Annotated in this window: 15 protein-coding genes; 10 read left to right on the plus strand and 5 right to left on the minus strand. The window is 42.4% G+C overall.

Annotated elements, in window-relative coordinates; genetic code table 11:
- Window positions 1–37 precede the first annotated feature (37 nt).
- The 5 genes from argH (at window position 38) to L0B18_RS02890 (ending at window position 6,641) form a co-directional block, all read left to right on the plus strand.
- A complete protein-coding gene (argH, locus tag L0B18_RS02870) occupies window positions 38–1,342 on the plus strand; it encodes an argininosuccinate lyase (RefSeq protein WP_234567674.1) in 1,305 nt (434 codons plus the stop codon).
- A 132-nt stretch (window positions 1,343–1,474) separates the two neighbouring features.
- Window positions 1,475–2,332, plus strand: a complete 858-nt coding sequence (locus L0B18_RS02875; protein WP_234567676.1) for a ThuA domain-containing protein — start codon at window positions 1,475–1,477, stop codon at window positions 2,330–2,332.
- 412 nt (window positions 2,333–2,744) lie between these two features.
- The gene (locus tag L0B18_RS02880; protein ID WP_234567678.1) at window positions 2,745–5,066 is read left to right on the plus strand and encodes a helicase HerA domain-containing protein; all 2,322 of its coding nucleotides are present in this window, start codon (window positions 2,745–2,747) and stop codon (window positions 5,064–5,066) included.
- A 102-nt stretch (window positions 5,067–5,168) separates the two neighbouring features.
- On the plus strand, window positions 5,169–6,056 hold the full coding sequence (locus tag L0B18_RS02885) for a serine hydrolase (protein ID WP_234567680.1): 888 nt from the start codon (window positions 5,169–5,171) through the stop codon (window positions 6,054–6,056).
- A 189-nt stretch (window positions 6,057–6,245) separates the two neighbouring features.
- Complete coding sequence (locus L0B18_RS02890; RefSeq protein WP_234567682.1) at window positions 6,246–6,641, plus strand: TraR/DksA family transcriptional regulator; 396 nt, start codon at window positions 6,246–6,248, stop codon at window positions 6,639–6,641.
- Window positions 6,642–6,766: 125 nt separating this feature from the next.
- On the opposite strand, the gene L0B18_RS02895 is transcribed toward L0B18_RS02890, so the two are convergent.
- Entirely contained in the window at window positions 6,767–7,519 is a 753-nt protein-coding gene (locus tag L0B18_RS02895) for a formylglycine-generating enzyme family protein (RefSeq protein ID WP_234567684.1), read from the minus strand.
- A gap of 188 nt (window positions 7,520–7,707) precedes the next feature.
- Between L0B18_RS02895 and L0B18_RS02900 the strand changes: the two genes are divergently transcribed.
- Window positions 7,708–10,299 (plus strand): M14 metallopeptidase family protein, encoded by a 2,592-nt coding sequence (locus L0B18_RS02900; RefSeq protein ID WP_234567686.1) that lies wholly within the window; start codon window positions 7,708–7,710, stop codon window positions 10,297–10,299.
- A gap of 97 nt (window positions 10,300–10,396) precedes the next feature.
- Here L0B18_RS02900 and L0B18_RS02905 read toward each other — a convergent pair whose 3' ends face one another.
- Together L0B18_RS02905 and L0B18_RS02910 are read right to left on the minus strand one after the other, a co-directional pair.
- Window positions 10,397–10,804, minus strand: a complete 408-nt coding sequence (locus L0B18_RS02905) for a MarR family winged helix-turn-helix transcriptional regulator (RefSeq protein ID WP_234567688.1) — start codon at window positions 10,802–10,804, stop codon at window positions 10,397–10,399.
- A 138-nt stretch (window positions 10,805–10,942) separates the two neighbouring features.
- On the minus strand, window positions 10,943–11,941 hold the full coding sequence (locus L0B18_RS02910) for a hypothetical protein (RefSeq protein ID WP_234567690.1): 999 nt from the start codon (window positions 11,939–11,941) through the stop codon (window positions 10,943–10,945).
- A 282-nt stretch (window positions 11,942–12,223) separates the two neighbouring features.
- Between L0B18_RS02910 and L0B18_RS02915 the strand changes: the two genes are divergently transcribed.
- Together L0B18_RS02915 and L0B18_RS02920 are read left to right on the plus strand one after the other, a co-directional pair.
- Entirely contained in the window at window positions 12,224–12,976 is a 753-nt protein-coding gene (locus L0B18_RS02915) for a segregation and condensation protein A (protein ID WP_234567692.1), read from the plus strand.
- A 12-nt stretch (window positions 12,977–12,988) separates the two neighbouring features.
- A complete protein-coding gene (locus tag L0B18_RS02920; RefSeq protein ID WP_234567694.1) occupies window positions 12,989–14,689 on the plus strand; it encodes a M28 family peptidase in 1,701 nt (566 codons plus the stop codon).
- Between the two features lie 10 nt (window positions 14,690–14,699).
- Here the strand turns inward: L0B18_RS02920 and L0B18_RS02925 are convergent, their stop codons facing one another.
- Window positions 14,700–15,539, minus strand: a complete 840-nt coding sequence (locus L0B18_RS02925) for a hypothetical protein (protein WP_234567695.1) — start codon at window positions 15,537–15,539, stop codon at window positions 14,700–14,702.
- A 271-nt stretch (window positions 15,540–15,810) separates the two neighbouring features.
- Here L0B18_RS02925 and L0B18_RS02930 point away from each other — a divergent pair, with 271 nt between their 5' ends.
- Window positions 15,811–17,097 (plus strand): dipeptidase, encoded by a 1,287-nt coding sequence (locus L0B18_RS02930; RefSeq protein ID WP_234567697.1) that lies wholly within the window; start codon window positions 15,811–15,813, stop codon window positions 17,095–17,097.
- A gap of 139 nt (window positions 17,098–17,236) precedes the next feature.
- Window positions 17,237–18,088, plus strand: a complete 852-nt coding sequence (locus L0B18_RS02935; protein WP_234567698.1) for a hypothetical protein — start codon at window positions 17,237–17,239, stop codon at window positions 18,086–18,088.
- A 328-nt stretch (window positions 18,089–18,416) separates the two neighbouring features.
- Here the strand turns inward: L0B18_RS02935 and L0B18_RS02940 are convergent, their stop codons facing one another.
- On the minus strand, window positions 18,417–19,043 hold the full coding sequence (locus tag L0B18_RS02940) for an outer membrane beta-barrel protein (RefSeq protein WP_234567700.1): 627 nt from the start codon (window positions 19,041–19,043) through the stop codon (window positions 18,417–18,419).

Consider the following 19,043-nt stretch of genomic DNA (forward strand, 5'->3'; position numbering starts at 1 on the left):
TATCAAAAATCTAAAATTGACTTCTAAACCTATTTTCATGTCCAAACTCTGGCAAAAGAGCAATACCGATACCAAAACCAGTGCAGCCAAAAAAGCGGAAGCATTTACTGTTGGAAACGATTACCTGCTTGACAAGGAACTCGTTCCGTATGACATCCAGGGTTCGATTGCTCATGCAAAAGCACTGAACAAAATCGGTATTCTTTCGGATGATGAACTCGGAAAACTGACCAACGCTCTTCATGAAATCCTCAAAGAATGGAAAGAGGACGCGTTTGAAATTCGAATTGATGATGAGGACATGCATACGGCTATTGAACTCTCTCTGGTTGAAAAGCTTGGCGATCTCGGGAAAAAAATTCATACTGCGCGATCCCGAAATGATCAGGTTTTGACGGCCGTTCGGCTTTACGAAAAAGAACAGCTTCAAGAGATAAAAGAACTCATCAAAACAGTTGCCGGAGCAATTCTTGAGTTTGCCGAAAAACATCAGAACGTCCCCATGCCCGGTTTTACCCATACCCGAAAAGCGATGCTGAGCAGCGTAGGATTGTGGGGCGGTGCCTTTGCTGAACTTTTGATTCTTCAGGCTGAATCTTCACAGGGAATTGAATCGTTGGTGGATAAATCACCGCTGGGTTCTGCTGCCGGGTTTGGAACTTCGTTTGATATCGATCGGGAGCAAGAAGCGGATGATCTTGGATTTTCCGGTCCGCTGATCTGTTCCACAACCGCACAACTCTCCCGCGGATGGATAGAATTACAGTTCGTTCAATATTTATCCGGAGTCACTGCCGTACTGAATCGCTTTGCTTCTGATGTAATCCAGTTCAGCAGTTCGGCATATCCTTATTTTGATTTGGATGCCGCCGTCTGTACGGGATCGTCCATCATGCCGCAAAAGAAAAACCCGGATGTGGCAGAACTCCTTCGTGGCGGATATTCGGAGCTTGCAGGTTATGCAGCTTCACTACAAATGTTAACGACCAATCTTGGCAGCGGCTATCACCGGGATTTGCAGTTGAGCAAAGAACCGGTTCTGAAATCCGTACGCAAAACAAAACAATTACTTGAAGCGGCCGAGTTACTCATTACCAATATGAAGCCGATCAAAGAGAATCTCGCTGAAGCATGCAGTTCAGAAATCTTTGCCGCCGAAGCCGCTTACGATCTCGTCAAAGAGAAAGGCATGACCTTCCGAGAGGCCTATCGACATATTGGCGATCATCCCGAAGAAGTGGAAGACATCTCCGCCGAAGAAATTTTGAAGAAGTACACGCATTTGGGTTCGCCGGGAAATGCGGGGTTGGAAAAATTGAGGAAGAGATTGGATTTATTTTAGGTCATTGCGAAGGAGCGGAGCGACTGCGGCAATATCCAAGCGCATTGCCCTGAGATTGCTTCGTTTCACTCGCAAAGACAGCCAATTCTCTTATCTTCTTTAAAATAAGTTCTACAATTTTTCTTTTTTTCCATGCCCACATTTTTCTTCCTGATCCTTTTACTTCTACCAAACCTTCCTCAACCAGAGCCGGATATCAACCAATCTCCTAAATTCAACGTCATCGCATTTTATACGGCGGAGAATGATCTGGCTCATATCAGCTTTGTGAATGAGGCCAATGAATGGTTTCCAAAAATGGCTGAGAAGCACAATTTTTCCTACGAGTCAACGAACGATTGGAGCAACCTGAATGCTGATTTTCTTTCTCAATATGATGTAGTTCTTTTCCTGGATACTCGGCCGGAAGATTCTGCTCAACGGGAAGCCTTTCAAACATTTATGGAAAATGGCGGAAGCTGGATGGGATTTCACTTTTCGGCATTTGCTTTAACGCCATCGGCATATCCCCAGGATTGGGACTGGTATCACAATACTTTTTTGGGATCGGGTGAGTATAAAAGCAATACATGGAGACCAACGTCGGCTGTTTTGAAGATTGAAGACAACAATCATCCCGCTACAAAAGAATTGTCAGAGACGTTTGAATCAGCGCCAAATGAATGGTACCGTTGGGAAAATGATCTGAGAGAAAATCAGGACATCAACATTTTACTGTTTATTGACCCGTCCAGCTTTCCGCTCGGCACGGGACCCAAGCCATCCGAAATATGGCACAACGGTTACTACCCTGTGGTTTGGACGAATGTGAATTATAACATGATCTACGTCAACATGGGCCACAACGATATGGATTATGAGCATAAATACGACAGCAACCAGACCAAAACGTTATCCTACACCTTTGATAACGAAACGCAGAATGAACTGATTTTGAATTCATTGTTATGGTTGGGGAGTGTTTCATCACAAGAGACTTCAGTTAAATGAACCAGAAACATCTTGTTCGGAAATTTTAGCCATTGAAGTGGAAAATATTTTTGCCGACGAGATTTTGAAGAAGTACACACATCTCGGCTCACCGAGAAATGCGGGGTTGGAGACGTTGAGGAAAAGGTTAGAAAGTCTTTAACACGAATCTGTCATTGCGAACGCAGTGAAGCAATCTCTACATATGCTTTAAAAAAATTTTCTGAATTTAAGTTGGTTTTTCTATAATTCTACAAATATAGTGATGACTTTATTTTTGGTATAATATTTTTTGGGGAGTTAGGTATATGTATTCAATCAAGAATCTAAGTTAGTATTGGCTATTTCCCTTTCCTAAAAAAGTCATTCTTACTAAGATGAATTGAGGAATTACTTGTCTGAAATTATAAAATTTCATCAAAATCTTACCAGTATGAAATATGAACCAAGCCAGTTAACAAGGGGATTTGTAGTACTTTTTTATTTTATCCTAATACTTGTTGTTAATTATTTTTTGTTCGGAAATATTTTACCCCCAACTGGAGAAAAAGGTTTATGGTTCTATGCCGGGTTGGCAAGTTTAATTTTAAATAACCAATTAGTCACCCCTTTCTTTAATAAACCTGTCGATTCGATTTCTTACTCAGTTGCTGCTTTAATTGGGATCTTTCTTGTTAATGATTGGGCGAATTGGTCAAATGCACAAAAGACCATATGCTTTCTTTTTTCAATCATACCTTTATTTGTTCTAACTGCATCAATTTTATCGCTTGTTCTTAAAGACAGTTCTTCAAAAAAAGGCGTTCAAATTGGGCGATCGATGACACTCTTATCTCGCACTTTTGGAGATGCCAAAATTGTATTCAGCTGTGTTTTTTTATATGCAATTATTCTATTTCATAGAGATAGTCAAATTGAACTGCTTGTTCTTCTTTTGACGTGGTCTTTGATTGTTTTAATAAGACCAGAGATGTTTATTTACAAAATTCTTGGTGGGATAAGAGACATTTGGTCAAAAAATATTTCAGACCAAGTAATTGGGAGTATTTTAGCATACCAAACACCGAATGTAGTTTTAATTGAACAGTTTGGAGCGCATAGAAATGATTTTGGTAATGGTCTATTCATAAATGATAAAAGGTCTCCATTTAAACTGGCTTTATCTGTTGGATATATTGGTTATCAAGATAGACTTCTACTGAGAGCTGTTTCCATTGATAAATACTGCGATAAATCTAAAATCAACAGGTTTAAACCAAAACTAACTCCAAACCAAACTGTACTGAAGTTGGGTAATGCAATTTTCAAATCTTTCTCTAATGAAGAACACATTGAGAAGATGAAGGATACATTTGTTGGACTAATTTCTGAAAATAGTTCAACCACATTGATTCACTTCCATGTGTTAGTGGAAAGAGATATTGAGGAAGGAAGATTAGTTGAGGCACGAATTAGAGATAAAAATGTACTCTTTCAAGTAATGGAAGGGCTTACTAAGGAAGATATCATAAGGGATAAAAATAGATTTGGATATTGTGTCGCAAAAGCAAAAAAATTAGGTGCTTGGAATTCAGATAATAGAAAATTTGAAAAAATTTCCTGGATTCCTGAGATGAACTCTCCTGTGTTTCTTACTGAAGAAAAAGAACCTCGAATAAATGCAGATACTATTGGTTATTTTCCTAAATCTGAATATACAGTTCAAATTAAGGATATAGATACACTGATTACTCACAATACAGCCATTTTAGGAATTTTAGGTATTGGTAAGTCTATGCTTTCTATTGAACTAGTAGAAAGAATGATAGCTGCAAATAAAAAAGTGATTTGTATTGATTTGACCGAACAGTATGCGAAAGAATTGGAAGATTTTTATATAAAGGACTATGAAGAGCAAAAAATCCAAGAACTTAGAACGACAGTTAAAGGTGGAGGTAAAGATAATGTCAAAAGAAATGTTGAGGAAGGAGGAGGTGTAAATGATTTTACATCTAAATTGGAAGAACAAATAAGAGAATTTCTTTCCCCTGAAAATCCTTATATGTTAAAAATTTTCAACCCATCAGATTTTGAAGTCTGGAAACAATCAGGTGGAATGTTTAATGATAAAGCTGCAATGGCTTCCTTGACCCCTACTGAGGTAACAAAAATTATTACAGAATCAACATTAAAAGTTTGCCAAAAATTAGGAATGACAAAAAGTGCTCGAGCTTGTTTGGTTTATGAGGAAGCACACGCTTTAATTCCAGAGTGGAATTCAGTTGCTGTTGAAGGAGACAAAGAGGCTACTAATGCCACATCAAGAGCAATTCTGCAAGGAAGAAAATTTGGATTAGGTTGTTTATTAGTAACCCAAAGGACAGCTAATGTCACAAAAACTATTTTAAATCAATGTAATAGCATTTTTGCCATGAGAACCTTTGATGATACTGGGAAAGGTTTTTTAGCAAATTACATCGGATCAGAATATTCAGACATGCTTTCAAATTTAAAAGAAAGACAAGCTATCTTCTATGGGCGATCTTCTTCATCTGAAGATCCAGTTTTGATCAGATTAAACGACAGAGAAAATTTTGTAGATGTCTTTCGAGCAAAATATCCCATCCCAGAGCTACCGAAAGATTCAAGTGAACTAATCATAGAAAATTTAGAGGAAGAATCTCCAAAGGATCAAGACTCAGCTGAAGATAAATATAATAACTCTCTAGATATTGATGATAACTTTGATGACATGGACGACGACTTACCTTTTTAGCAAACAAGCCACAGCAACCATGAGATTGCTTCACTCCGTTCGCAATGACAGTGGTTTCTGTTATCTTGCCATCAGAACAAACCACTGACAACGAACAACACAATGCCGTCCTATTTACTCCTGATATTTCTATTGCTCAATAGTTTTCTTCAACAAGACCCAGACATCAGCGAATTAAAATCCAAAATCGAAGAATATCTATCTGAACAAGAAGGCATATTCGCCATTTGGTTCCAGGATTTGGAAGATGAGAATCAGCATTTTGCCATCAACGAGGATACACTTTTTCATGCAGCCAGTACGATGAAAACCCCGGTAATGATTGAACTCTTCAGGCGGGTGGAAGCAGGTGAAATCAGCCTGGAGGATTCGATCTTGGTGGAAAACAAGTTCAATAGCATTGTGGACGGCTCGGAATTTCAAATGGAACTTTTACCGGAAAGCACCGATCCCATTGAAAAGAAAGTGGGAGAGATGGCAACCATTCGGCAACTGAATCATGCTATGATTACCTACAGCAGTAACCTGGCAACGAATATTTTAATCCAACAAGTCGGGGCTGAACAAACCACACAAACCATGAGAGAGCTTGGTGCGATGAACATCCAGGTGCTTCGCGGCGTGGAAGATCTGAAGGCTTTCGATCAGGGACTCAGCAACCGAACTACCGCTAAAGATCTTGCAATGATCTTTGAACACATCGCCAACGGAACGGCCGTAAATCCCGAAATGGATCACCTGATGATTGATATTCTGACCGATCAGCATTACGGAGATATTATCCCTGCGAAATTACCGGACGATGTGACGGTTGCCCATAAAACAGGATCTATCACAGGAGTAGAACACGATTCAGGAATTGTGTACTTGCCGGACGGATCATCGTATGTTTTCATTTTTCTCTCCAAAAATCTGCCTGATAACATAAAAGGAAGAGAAATAGGGGCTGCGGTTTCGGAGATGGTTTATGAGTTTGGGATCTCTCAGTGATGGTTCTACTCTTACCTTAAATTGCTTGTCAAAAACATCGGGAAAGCCGAAATATATTTTCAAATCCGTTTCTATCATCAAGGCTATCAAAACTAACCTCAAACTGACGATAATTTTGATGATTTTTCGAAACGCCATTTTCCAAAAAATCATTGTAATAGAAGAATTTGAATCAAGATTTTTGAAATTATGGCTGACATCGAGAAAAAATCCCCGGCTGATAACACTCATTTGAATGAAGAAGAACTGGATCATTTTAAAGAGAAGCTTCTGAAGGAACAGGAAGAGACACAAAATCAGATCGAAGAGATCAAAGACAACCTGGATGATTTGAATGCAAACTTTGATGATACCAAATCCTCGCAGGATCACCATCACGGAAACCTTGCCACTGAGGAAGACGCGAAGCTGACGTATATGTCTCAGCTGGAAAAAAACCAAGAGAAACTGGATCAGATTACAGTAGCCCTCGACAGAATTGGCACGGGTGATTACGGAATTTGTATTGAAACCGGCCAGCCCATCCAGAAAGAAAGACTGGAAACCATGCCTTATGCATTGAGAACAGTCGGGGCGAAAAGTTAAATCTTCCATTCCATCTCGTTACGGTGCTTTGTTTCGGAATATCCAAGGTGAGCCCTGGTTCAACAAGTAATTAGAAGCAGAGCTTCAATGATGGATTCCAAAGGAGACCTTTGGAATCAGTAAAGTCATCCTCCTGAATCCACGCATCGGAAACCAATCGTGTGGTCTCTGTCTTCGGCTAAAACCCCCACACGCCAATAGTTTCGCAAGGTTGCATCTTCGCTGTTGAAACTTCCCCCGCGAATCACACGCATTCCGCGTTCATCCAGTGGATAATATTCAATCGAATCGGGATCGGTTTTGAAAAATGGATAGTACTCCCCGATATATTCTGCCACATTCCCGCTCATATCATAAAGCCCCAAATCATTCGGCCGTTTGGTACCGACATGATAAGAATAGGGTCCGCTGCTTTCTGAATACCGGGCATAATACTGAAGGCTGTCCAGCTCGGAGGTACCCGCATACAGTTGTTCCAGTCCACGGGATCTCGCCGCATATTCCCACTCCGGCTCTGTGGGCAAGCGATAGCCGTACGCATTACAGAAGGCAACCGCTTCATCCCAGTTTACATAAATAACCGCACGCTTTCCCCGACCCCGGCCGTTGTCTTCCGGCAAAGGTCGTTTGATAGCTTTCGCGAATGCATCATACTGCTCGTAAGTTACTTCGTATGTGCCAATGTAGAAGTCGCTGAGAGCTACTTTATGCAGAGGAGTTGAATCATCATTCTTGTTATAAATCACATCTCCCATGATAAAAGTGCCGCCTTCCACTTTTGTCATCTCCATAGGGAGGAGTTGTTTTCTGAGTGACGGCCTGAAAAGAGCACAACCAGAAAAAGCTGCCAACAATAGAATCGCTATCCAATTCCTCATAATACTATAGTTTTAATACTAAATTAATAGTATTTATTATAAGACGCTTTCCAATCAGATCAAAAAAAAAGATTGCGGGGCGATATCCTTGTAAGACGGTGCAATAAAAGGCGATTAAATTTGTCCTATTTCGAATGAATTGGTTACTATAACCTGATCGAAAATAGGTTTAATGCAATTCTTTAATCATGAAAAACACGTTTACTATTCTGTTCCTACTTCTCATTTTACCAGTCTCCGCATTCTGCCAGGCAGAGTTGGATTATTATCTGCCGGACGATGTGGAATACAATTCCAATATTCCAACTCCTGCTGAAATCATCGGCCATGAAGTTGGTGAGTGGCATATTACGCACGACAAGCTTGTTCAGTATATGTATGCCGTAGCTGAAGCATCCGATCGGGTTACAATTACTCAATTCGCTAAAACCTATGAAGGGCGTCCGTTGGTTTTGCTGACGATTACTTCTCCCGAAAATCATGCAAACATTGACCAGATCAAGCAGAACCAGCTTGCCCTTATCGACACCGACCAATCTGGTGATATTGATATCCAAAACCAGCCGGTTGTAACGTATATCGGCCACAGTATCCACGGAAATGAACCAAGCGGAGCGAATGCGTCGATGTTATCGGCCTATTATTTTGCAGCTGCCGAAGGCGATAAGATCGATAACATACTGGACAACGCGGTAATCCTGCTGGATCCTTCATTCAATCCCGACGGTCTCACCCGTTTTTCTACCTGGGCTAATATGCACAAAAGTATAACCGCCGTTTCCGATCCCGCCGACCGTGAGTACAACGAAGGGTGGCCAAGCGGACGAACCAACCATTACTGGTTTGATTTGAATCGGGACTGGATGCCGGTTCAGCACCCCGAGAGCCGTGGACGAATTGCAAAATTTCACGAATGGCGTCCCAATATTCTCACAGACCATCACGAGATGGGAACCAACTCAACGTTCTTTTTTCAACCCGGAATTCCGGCGCGAACGCACCCGCTCACGCCTCAAATTAACCAGGATCTGACCGCCGCAATTGCAGAATTCCACGCCGAAGCGCTCAACGAAATTCAAAGCCTCTATTACACCAAAGAATCATTTGATGATTTCTATTACGGAAAAGGATCTACCTATCCCGATCTGTTTGGAACCATCGGGATTCTGTTTGAGCAGGCCAGTTCACGCGGACACATCCAGGAGAGTGATCACGGTTTGATAACATTCCCATTCACCATTCGAAATCAGTTTACAACGGCTCTTTCAACGGTGGATGCTGCCGTTTCTCTCCGTGAAGATCTGCACGAATATCGACGATCGTATTATGCAGGTGTTGAAGAAGAAGCATCCGATGCGGATACCAAGGCATTTATCATTGGCGATCAGTACGACCGGGGACGCAACTACCATTTTGCCGACCTTTTTTCAAAACACAATATTGAAATGTATGAGCTTGCCTCCGACATTGAAGTGGATGACAAGGAGTTTAAGCAGGGCAAAGCGTGGGTCATTCCAACGGATCAAACCGAATATAAATTTATCGAAGCCATGTTTGAAACCCGTACGGAATTTAACGACAGCCTTTTTTACGATGTTTCTACCTGGACACTTCCGTTTGCATTCAACCTGCCTTATGCGGAGTTAGGCTCGCGTCAGTTTGATGAGGATCTGCTGGGAAGCCGTGTGGAAAATCCGCAAATGCCTGCCGGAGAAATGATCGGGGGAGAAAGCGACTACGCCTACATTTTTGCCTGGGATGAATACTATGCACCACGAGCGCTGTACCGTCTGCAGGATAAAGGGATTCGCACAAAAGTTCTCACCACTCCATCTACGGTCGCAACTCCGGATGGCACCAAAGAATTTGGCTATGGATCCATTCTTGTAGCTCTTGGCCCGCAGGATGTGGGCGATGACGAAATTTATAGTGTCCTCCAAACCATTGCTGAAGAAGACGGAATTGATGTTTACAACGTAACAACCGGACTGGCGGTGAGTGGAGTAGACATTGGAAGTCCCAGCAGTGAAGCACTGGAAAAGCCGAGTATTGCCATCCTTGGAGGAGAAGGAACCAGCAGTTACGAAGTGGGAGAAATCTGGCACTTGCTCGATCAGCGATATAAAATTCCGCTTACCATGATTGAGAAAGATGAACTGGGTTCAGCCGATCTTTCCAAATATAACAGGATTATCATGGTTGGTGGCGGTTATGGAGATCTTTCCGAAGGTACGGTTTCAGAGATTAAACGATGGGTACGAAATGGCGGAACACTTATTCTTCAGCGGAATGCTGTTGGGTGGGGTATCAGTCAAAACCTTGTGAATCTCAGCCAAAAGGAAGCAGAAGAGGGCGAAGAGTTTGAATACAGCAAAGATCTGAAATATGCCGATATTCAAAATGCCCGTGGCGCACAATTTATTGGCGGAACCATCTTTAATGCCACGCTTGATACAACTCATCCGCTGGGTTATGGATATCACAATGAAGAGATGCACATCTTCCGAAGCAGCACTCAATTTTACGCACAGCCCGAGAACCATTTTGCCGTCCCGCTTTCATTAACCGACGATCCGTTAGCCAGTGGATATATTTCGGATTACAATCTCGAAATGGTTGAAAGTACGCCCTCGATTGTTGTGGATAGCAGCGGCGGCGGGAGAATCATCAGTTTTGTGGATAACCCGAACTTCCGGGCTTTTTGGTTTGGCACCAATAAACTGTTTGCAAATGCTCTCTTTTTCGGGAATACGATTTCCAGGGCAGCAACCAATGAGTAAATAATAACATCTTTGAGGTGAAAGTCCCCGGTTCTCCGGGGACGATCTCTCAAAAAAATACCCCGGAAAAACATTTAATTAATTTTAAAAAGCGGATTTAATCCTTCCCCTGAACTTTCAAAAGCCTGGCACCATGCAACAAAAGCCCTTTAGTTGTATGTACATATTTTTCACTTAATATATTTTGCAGGTCTGCCACAGCTCTGTCAAAGCTGTCTTTTAATTTTGGAACCAAAGCCTGTCCCTTTTTACTCAGGTTAATAACCGCTGTTCTTCCTGATTTCTTTTTCTGAACCAGGCTTCTCTTCACCAACTTGTTAATAAACCGTGTGATTGTAGAAGGAGCGAGATTCATTTCTTCGGCGAGATCATTCTGTGAAAGCTCTTCATTATTGTGCAAAATCAGCATGAGCTCCACATAGGATGTAGCTAAATCATATTCTTCAAAGTAAGAATCGAAATGCCGGCTGATTTCCCGGCTGAAAGAATTGGCTGCTGAATGCATAATTTCCTCCACTAATTGTATATGCAATTAAATTGCATAATTATTTGATTGTATCCAAATTCTGCATCACTCAAAATAAAAAAAGGGAACTGGCCACCAACGACCAGCTCCCTCTTAATGGGGTAACAAAAAATTTCTTTAGTTTTTCGGCCAGCTCCCGTAAACGTTATTAAAAGAGGCTTTGTCCGTTCCCAGTGGTTCTCTTTCAGGCCCAAGATAAGATGCATTCATAACTGCTTTGGGAGATACATGAAGTTTCCCGTTTGCATTGGTTCCAAAAATTTTTCCGAAATGTCCAAATCCAAGGGCATGACCGTTTTCATGAAGAGCAACCGATTCGATATCAATCGTTCCGGGAGTGCCGTCATTTGACCATGTAAAATCATCATTATACCACACCTCTTTCAGCGCCACTACATCGGGTTCTGCCGTCCACGTGAATGTAAAGGTCACGCCCAAAACGGAGGCGCTGGAGCCCGGACCAAGCACAGCATCAAAAATGGATCCCGGTAAAAATCCAATAGTAGAGATATCCGCAACAAAGGGATCGTCAACACCACCCAACGTTAAAATTGCACTTGGAAAAACTCCGGCGGGAGTTGGAACTTTTACAATATCCAAACCAGAGTTTTTCTTAAGATTATTCCATGTTTCAAAAGATGCGTCAATATCCGGCTCAGAATTAATAGATCCGTTAGCAACGGCAAAAGGTGTATAAACCGTGTGGGTCAAATCATTTCCTACGAGTGTGCCATAAGTACTGCTTCGAATGGGATCGTAAGCCTGCCACTGGGCGGGAAGGGTTTTCATACGGTCGTCAGCAAACAAGGTTTGGCCTGCGGCAACTCCGCCTTCTGCGGTATAGGTAATGGTCTCTGCCATAACAACCTGGACATTATTCAGTCCCTTGGCAGCCAATTCGCTATTTAATTCGGCAAGGTATTCACTATAAACGCCTTCTTCAAAACCCCCGGTATTTTCAGCTTTTTTTCCTTTTGCATTTTGTACCTCTACATAATCCACACTCAATAGGCCCTGCTGTTCAGCCATTTCATTACTGATACCCGATTCGTCGCAAGCCGTAAACATGGTAACCAGGCAGACAGCGAGTAACAGAATGATCCCCTTAGCATTCATACGCATAGTAGTTTGGTTTTAGTTTATGTTCGATATTTTGGCACCGGTTGTATAGATGTATTTTGAGACTCAACAATTGCCCCCTCCGGATTGATAGGATGGCCTGAAAATGAGATTGTTACAGTGAATTTTTTGCCGGTTTTCTAACTGATTGCTACCAAAACTTTTACGATGAAAAAAATATTTTTTCCTATCCTTGTTGCATATCAATTTCACTTAGAAAGCGTTGTAATTTCGTTTTGAGTGCTCGAATTACGATCTTGCCAGCAATCAGGAAATGTCATGTACAGAGTTCAGTTAAAAAATTTCGAAGGGCCGCTTGATCTGCTCCTTTTTTTCATCAAAAGGGATGAGCTGAATATTTATGATATTCCTATCTCTCACATCACTCACGAGTTCCTTGAATACATCCGCCTGATGGAAGAGCTGGATCTTGACGTTGCCAGTGAATTCATTTACATGGCCAGTATGTTGATGTCCATCAAAGCAAGAATGATGCTTCCTTTCGAGGGCGATGAGGATGAGGAACTGGATGAGGACGATCCCCGCTACGAACTTGTACAAAAACTCCTGGAATACAAGCGCTATAAGGAGATGGCCGAAAAGATGACCATCATTGACGAGGAGACTCAGAAAAAATACTACCGGGGTTATCACGATGCCGATGAGGTGGAGAAACAGGCCAGCGGTGAAGCACTGAAAGACGTGACTTTGTTTGACCTGATGGGCGCATTCAGAAAGGTTCTGGCCGATATGAAACGGCAACACACCTATCACAAAGTTGAAAAAATCAGCATTACGATAGAACAGCAATCTGAATACATCCTTGGAATGCTTCAGGAGAAAGGACGGCGATCATTTATTGATATTTGCAGGGAATTACAAAACACGGCCGTCGTTGTGGTAACATTCCTGGCCATTCTCGAAATGCTTAAAGAACAGCAGATCAACCTGTTTATTGAAAACAACGACCCTACTCAATTTTACATCGACCTTAAGCCGGTAGATGAAATTATTGGAACTACAAGAAGTTAATAAATCATCATCATGAAGAACTTTTTTCTCTTTTCTCTATTGATAGTAATTGCGGCACCATCAATATCAAAAGCTCAAGACAGATCGGGCAACTATTCATCTGACACAGATAAGCTCTTTGAATTTTCCGAATCAATTACCGCCGATTTTCTTCGAAATCATCTACGTGTAATTGCCAACGACAGCCTGAGAGGCCGGGATACAGGAACCACAGGAATTGAAAAAGCCGAAAATTATATTGCAGACTTTTACCGGTCTATCGGATTTCAACCAAAAGGAGCCAACGGAACTTATTTCCAGCCGTTTGAGCTGAATGCTACCGTTACCGACAGTCTTGTTTATACCACTTATCGCGTGGATGGGACCGACTCTCTTCAAGTGAACCACAGTGTGGAAGCCGAAAATTTTTCGAGTGATTTTATAAGGAGTTTCGGAGGAGCAGTACCCATTGAAGGAGATATTATTTATGCAGGATTTGGTGTTGAGGATTCCCTGAATAACATCCACAACATGGAAGGAGATGCCATTGCCGGCAACTGGGTACTGATATTCGACCAGATTCCTTATGTGGTTGAAGGCGATACACTTGTAGATCCGAATTACACCGCCCGGGACCGGCTTATAGCCCTGCTTCAGGATCATGGCGCTCAAGGAATTCTGCTCATCTCTGATCAAAGCGAATCCGATTTCAACAAAATTGCTGAATTCACTTCCAAAACCATCAACGTGCCGAATAACCTAAGTCTTGCGTACCGGGCAAATGGCAACCGGGCTTACAATCCGCCCTATGCATATACCCAAATCAGTCCCGACCTGGCTGCCGAAATTTTAGGCGTAAGTAATGAAGAAGGTTTATGGGAACTGAGAGAATCCACCATTGAAAATCTGCAGGAATTTCGTGCCCGACAAACGCCATTCTATCTTAAATATGCTCCGCACGAAGAAGATACGGCTATCGAAGCAAGGAACGTTCTTGCGTATCTGGAAGGGACAGATCCGGAACTGAAGGATGAAGTCGTGGTGATCATGGGCCATCACGATCATGTAGGCGTCGGCACACCGAATGAATCCGGCGATTTTATTTATAATGGCGCTGACGATAACGGAAGCGGAACGACAGGGCTGATGGCCATTGCCAATACTTTTCATCAGGCAGAAAAAGAGGGATTTAAGCCGAAACGAAGTATCCTTTTCCTCCATGTTTCGGCCGAGGAATCGGGGCTTCTCGGTTCACGCTATTATTCTGATCACCCAATCATCCCGATTGAACAAACCATTGCGGCTCTCAATACAGACATGATTAGCCGGAGTGATCCCGAGCATATGGAAGCCGGAAATACAGACTATGTTTACCTGATTGGCGGAGAGATTATTTCTTCTCAGCTGGACAGCCTTGTGGTAAATGCCAATGAGCAAACCGTAAATATGCAGCTCGACAGAAAATACAACGACCTCAACGACTCCAACCAATTTTACCGCCGTAGTGATCACTGGAATTTTGGCCGGTTGGGCGTGCCGTTCGTTTTCTTTTTTACCGGCGTTCATGAAGATTATCACGCTCCGGGCGATGAAGTGGACGGGGTGGATTTTGAAAAGTATCCAAGAGTTGCCCGCCTGATTTATAACTCCGCCGTAAACATCGCTAATTTTGAAGGAGTGCCCAAAGTGGACAACCAGCAATTTATCGAGATTACCGGCGAACGGCCGCGGTAAATAGGTTTGTTTAGTTCGCCGGAACCCAGGCCAAACCACCACCACTTGCCAGCGATAAGCCGATACTGCCAATTCGTGTCGCACTTCCTGTTTCGGGATTAATGCTGTATAACCCATCTGGATCGTCCATGCGGCCAACGGCAAAGAGCATTTGCGTTTCAGGCACAAAAGCCAGACCGGCATTAGCCCATAACCCTCCCGTATCCCCACGTTCCATCCACTCCCATTGACTTCTGGGCAAACTTGTATCTAACAGGTACAGTCCCCTGAAATATTGAGATTGTTGCTCATAACCGCGGGCTAATCCATAGAGTGTATGCGTTTCCGGGTCGTAAGCCAATCCTTCAATATCGGGTTGATTCGGCGGACTCAAAACGGTCTCAATGGTTTCTCCGGTATCCGGCGAGCGAAGGTGCAAGAATCCGTTTGAGCTTGCAAACAGAAAATTGTTTTCAGGATCATAAGCCAGCCCTTCGGTAAGTGCCTGAGCAGCAGGATTTCCAATCAACGTAGCACCGCTGCCATCTCTTTCAATTTCGTAAAGTGAAAATTCACTTGCTCCTAATAATGGCGAATCGGGCCCCTGTGATGCCAGCCCGGCATTTCCATTGGGAGGCGTTTTACCATCACCAGCTCTGATTGCCGCCCCTCTTGATGGATCCAACAAATAAAGGCCGTTGGAATCTCCGTTTACGCTTAAGAACAGGCCGTGTGTTTCCCCTGCCATTTCTTCCCGCTCATCAGGTCCGGCGGTATCATCACCGCAAGCACTAACCATCAAACAGACAACGAATATCTTCAACAACAAAAAGCTTTTTCGGTACTTATACCATCGGCAGATTAATTTCATATACACAGGTAATTTAGTTCTGTATCTCAAACATTCTGAGCGTTTGTTATCCTTTCATGCACCAAAATTGTTTAGGAAAGATCATTCTTAACATGTTTGTGGAGGGATTTTTTAAAATGGCTTCCTGATTGATAGATGAATAGTTTGGAAATGATTTTTAAGAAGCTTTAACGGATATAATGCTTATCAAAAAAATTACACCATAGCCATTCTTTTTATTATTTTATTCGGGCTTTTACGTGCATACATAAATTATTTAGAAATCATACCCATGAAATTTAAAATTATTTCGACCCTTCTTTTCTTTTCAATAGCCCTTATAAGCTGTTCCGGGGAGCAGCAAACTATGGAAGAACAAGCCCAAAAAATCCATGAAGAAGTGATTACCATGGATACTCATGATGACATCAACACCCAAAATTTTACAGCTGAAACAAATTATACCCAAGATTTAGAAACCCAGGTAAATATCCCCAAAATGAAGGCCGGCGGGCTGGATGTGGCCTGGCTTGTGGTTTATACCGGCCAGGGTGATTTAACCGAAGAAGGATACGCCGATGCCTATGAAAATGCCATCGATAAATTCGATGCGATTCACCGGTTAACTGAGGAAATTGCTCCCGATGAAATCGAACTTGCCTTGTCGTCTGAGGATGTACGCCGAATCATTGGTTCAGGAAAAAAAGCAGCAATGATTGGGGTAGAAAACGCATATCCATTGGCTGAAGACATTGCCCGTGTGAAGGAATTTTATGATCGGGGTGCGCGATATATGTCTCTCGCTCATAATGGACACAGCCAGTTAAGTGATTCCAACACAGGCGAAAGAGACGATGAATGGCTTCACAACGGATTGAGCGATTTTGGCAAAGAAGTAATCAAAGAGATGAATAAATGGGGAATTGCGATTGATCTTTCCCATCCCTCCAAAGAAGCCAATTTGCAGGCCATAGAACTCTCGCAGGCTCCTGTAATGGCATCGCACTCATCAGCCCGAACCGTGAATGATGTCAGCCGGAATTTGAGTGATGAAGAACTTTTGAAGATTAAAGAAAATGGTGGCGTTGTTCATGCCGTAGCTTTCAAAAGCTATGTGGATTCTGAAAAGAACAGCCAATATTCTGATGCTGTAAATGAAATCATGCAGCGAATGGCTTCGGAAGCAGGATTTGAAATTAAAAGCTGGGGTGATCTTCGTGAAATGGATGAAGATGCGCGCGAGGAATATATCACCCAATACAGAGAGCTACAGGATAAAGCGGCACCTGTTATTGAGGAGGAAGTTGAAGCGCCCCCGGTAAATGTAGCGGATTTTGTAGATCATATCGATTATATGGTTGATCTGATCGGCATTGATCACGTAGGCATCAGTTCCGACTTTGACGGCGGTGGCGGTGTGGAAGGCTGGAATGATGCGTCAGAAACGTTTAATGTAACCCTGGAACTTGTAAAACGCGGATATTCTGCCGAAGAAATCGAAAAACTCTGGAGCGGAAATTTGATGAGAGTTCTGGATGAAGTAGCTGCTGTAGCAGAAAAAATCCAACAGGAAAGTTAAACGCGTTCGCAGTTCAAACCTTATTTTATAGAAATTTCTGTTATTTTAAAGGTTGTTGATATCAGAGGAGATATAGATTTATATCTCCTCTTTTTTATCCCGAATTTAGTTTTTAAATTCAGATTCAGCCCGTTATTCATTGAGCATTCAACCCGAATATTCGATTCCCTTTCCACTGGACGATGTTGAAATCCGGCAGGTAAAAGAAATTTCTGAGGTTCAAAATCCTGTTCTTTTCAATGAATGGATGCATATCAGCCCTGCTGAATTTTCAATGATCGTAGAAAACGTTGGTAGCTTTTATGCCGGAAATGGCTCAACTATCGAATTTAAACCCAATCAAAATGCCGATTCTGCTTCTCTTGAATTGTATATGAACGGTTCTGTATACGGGGCTATTCTTCATCAAAGACAGATTCTTCCTCTTCATGGAAGTTCCTTTATTTTCAATAATTCCGGCGTGATGTTTTGTGGTGAATCGGGAGCGGGGAAATCATCGCTCACTACGTCTTTTTGTTTGGATGGCGCCGGCTTTTTAACGGATGATGTTACCCCCATTCTTTTTGAAAATGAGAAACCTCATATCTGGCCTAAAACCGGAAAAATCAAACTTTGGGATGACAGCCTGAAACAGCTTGAACGAGAAAAGAAAGTACTCGCAAAAATCCGGCCTGAAGATGAAAAGTATTACTTCCCGATTGCTTCTAAACGAGTTGAAGCACAACCGCTTAATCAGATATTTATTCTTGAAATTACCGATACAGATGAAGTGACATTTAGCAAAGTGGAAAAGGTGGAAGCCTTCTCATATTTACACCAGGAAATCTACCGGAGAGAATATCTTGGAGCGATGCCTGAGGCTGAATCTTCTTATCTTCAACAGATCAGTAGTATTTGCGAGAACGTTTCAATTGTCAGAATTCAGCGGCCCCGCTCTATCTCAATCCGAAAGATGCACCAAATTATTGAAGAGAATCTTACTTCAGTCTGAGAAATTGTTCGGAAGGCAAAAAAATGTGAGTTCTACATAAAAAAGAGAGCAGTCTATCTGCGATCATTTCCGATGCATCGACTCAAAAAATTGCCATTGAAGAATCCTATCGTGTGGACACAAATTCATCTACAAAATTTTTACTTAGAATGAATCCTTTTTTGATGGAACGACTTTTGAGATTTACCGACGTAACGATTTCCCCCAAGGGGTCCCGATGGGAGGAAATCGTTAAAGCGTTACATCATTCAGAAGTTGGAAGCGGAGCGCCACCTGAAACCTTCGGACTCCGATTCTATTTCAGCCCCCGCTTTCGCATCAGATTTGATCAAAAATTGTATCGAACGCCGATTCCCAAAACCAACTGGTCAGCATCACCTCCAATTCCGGCATATTTTAATTCACCAAATGCGGTACCGAAACTTATTTTATATTCTCCGCCAATCCCGATATTCAGTCCGGTTTCCGAGATACTGTTGTCAGAACTTAACTGACTGGCAGTAAAGACCGCCGTTGAAGATTCGATGGTTACAGCATTATAGCTTTTGGCTACTGCTGTACCTGTTTCTTCACCCACAACTGTGCCCGGAGGTGCATCAAACTCATCGGAGTAACTAAAATTTAGATAGTTAATACCGGCAAGGCCGTACACATTCCACTCTTCATCGTTCACAAACAAGTAGTGCACATTCGCATTTAAGTCCAACCATTTATGCGTAGAGGAATAACCGGGGGTTTCAACGGTTTCCGGGAAATAAAATCCCACATTGGCTGCAGCCCTTAAATTTTCGTTGATGGAGTAGACACCATCGGCGCGTAATCCGGCACGCTCTATTTCAAGCCCATAAAACAAGCCGCCGCCGGCACTGAACTGTGCGTGAGCTTCGGTTGTAATTGTGATTGCAGCGATAATGAGGATACAAGTCCGAATGAGTTTGTTTACGTTTTTCGTCAT

This window comes from Rhodohalobacter sp. 614A (genome assembly GCF_021462415.1).
Classification (GTDB): domain Bacteria; phylum Bacteroidota; class Rhodothermia; order Balneolales; family Balneolaceae; genus Rhodohalobacter.

Excerpts from the sequence above, each read along its gene's own strand:
- L0B18_RS02875 (WP_234567676.1), top strand. The coding sequence starts at position 1,475 with ATGCCCACATTTTTCTTCCTGATCCTTTTACTTCTACCAAACCTTCCT.
- L0B18_RS02910 (WP_234567690.1), bottom strand. The coding sequence starts at position 11,941 with ATGAATGCTAAGGGGATCATTCTGTTACTCGCTGTCTGCCTGGTTACC.
- L0B18_RS02885 (WP_234567680.1), top strand. The coding sequence starts at position 5,169 with ATGCCGTCCTATTTACTCCTGATATTTCTATTGCTCAATAGTTTTCTT.
- L0B18_RS02930 (WP_234567697.1), top strand. The coding sequence starts at position 15,811 with ATGAAATTTAAAATTATTTCGACCCTTCTTTTCTTTTCAATAGCCCTT.
- L0B18_RS02905 (WP_234567688.1), bottom strand. The coding sequence starts at position 10,804 with ATGCATTCAGCAGCCAATTCTTTCAGCCGGGAAATCAGCCGGCATTTC.
- L0B18_RS02880 (WP_234567678.1), top strand. The coding sequence starts at position 2,745 with ATGAAATATGAACCAAGCCAGTTAACAAGGGGATTTGTAGTACTTTTT.
- L0B18_RS02895 (WP_234567684.1), bottom strand. The coding sequence starts at position 7,519 with ATGAGGAATTGGATAGCGATTCTATTGTTGGCAGCTTTTTCTGGTTGT.
- L0B18_RS02900 (WP_234567686.1), top strand. The coding sequence starts at position 7,708 with ATGAAAAACACGTTTACTATTCTGTTCCTACTTCTCATTTTACCAGTC.
- L0B18_RS02940 (WP_234567700.1), bottom strand. The coding sequence starts at position 19,043 with ATGACGAAAAACGTAAACAAACTCATTCGGACTTGTATCCTCATTATC.
- L0B18_RS02915 (WP_234567692.1), top strand. The coding sequence starts at position 12,224 with ATGTACAGAGTTCAGTTAAAAAATTTCGAAGGGCCGCTTGATCTGCTC.
- L0B18_RS02920 (WP_234567694.1), top strand. The coding sequence starts at position 12,989 with ATGAAGAACTTTTTTCTCTTTTCTCTATTGATAGTAATTGCGGCACCA.
- L0B18_RS02925 (WP_234567695.1), bottom strand. The coding sequence starts at position 15,539 with ATGAAATTAATCTGCCGATGGTATAAGTACCGAAAAAGCTTTTTGTTG.
- argH (WP_234567674.1), top strand. The coding sequence starts at position 38 with ATGTCCAAACTCTGGCAAAAGAGCAATACCGATACCAAAACCAGTGCA.
- L0B18_RS02890 (WP_234567682.1), top strand. The coding sequence starts at position 6,246 with ATGGCTGACATCGAGAAAAAATCCCCGGCTGATAACACTCATTTGAAT.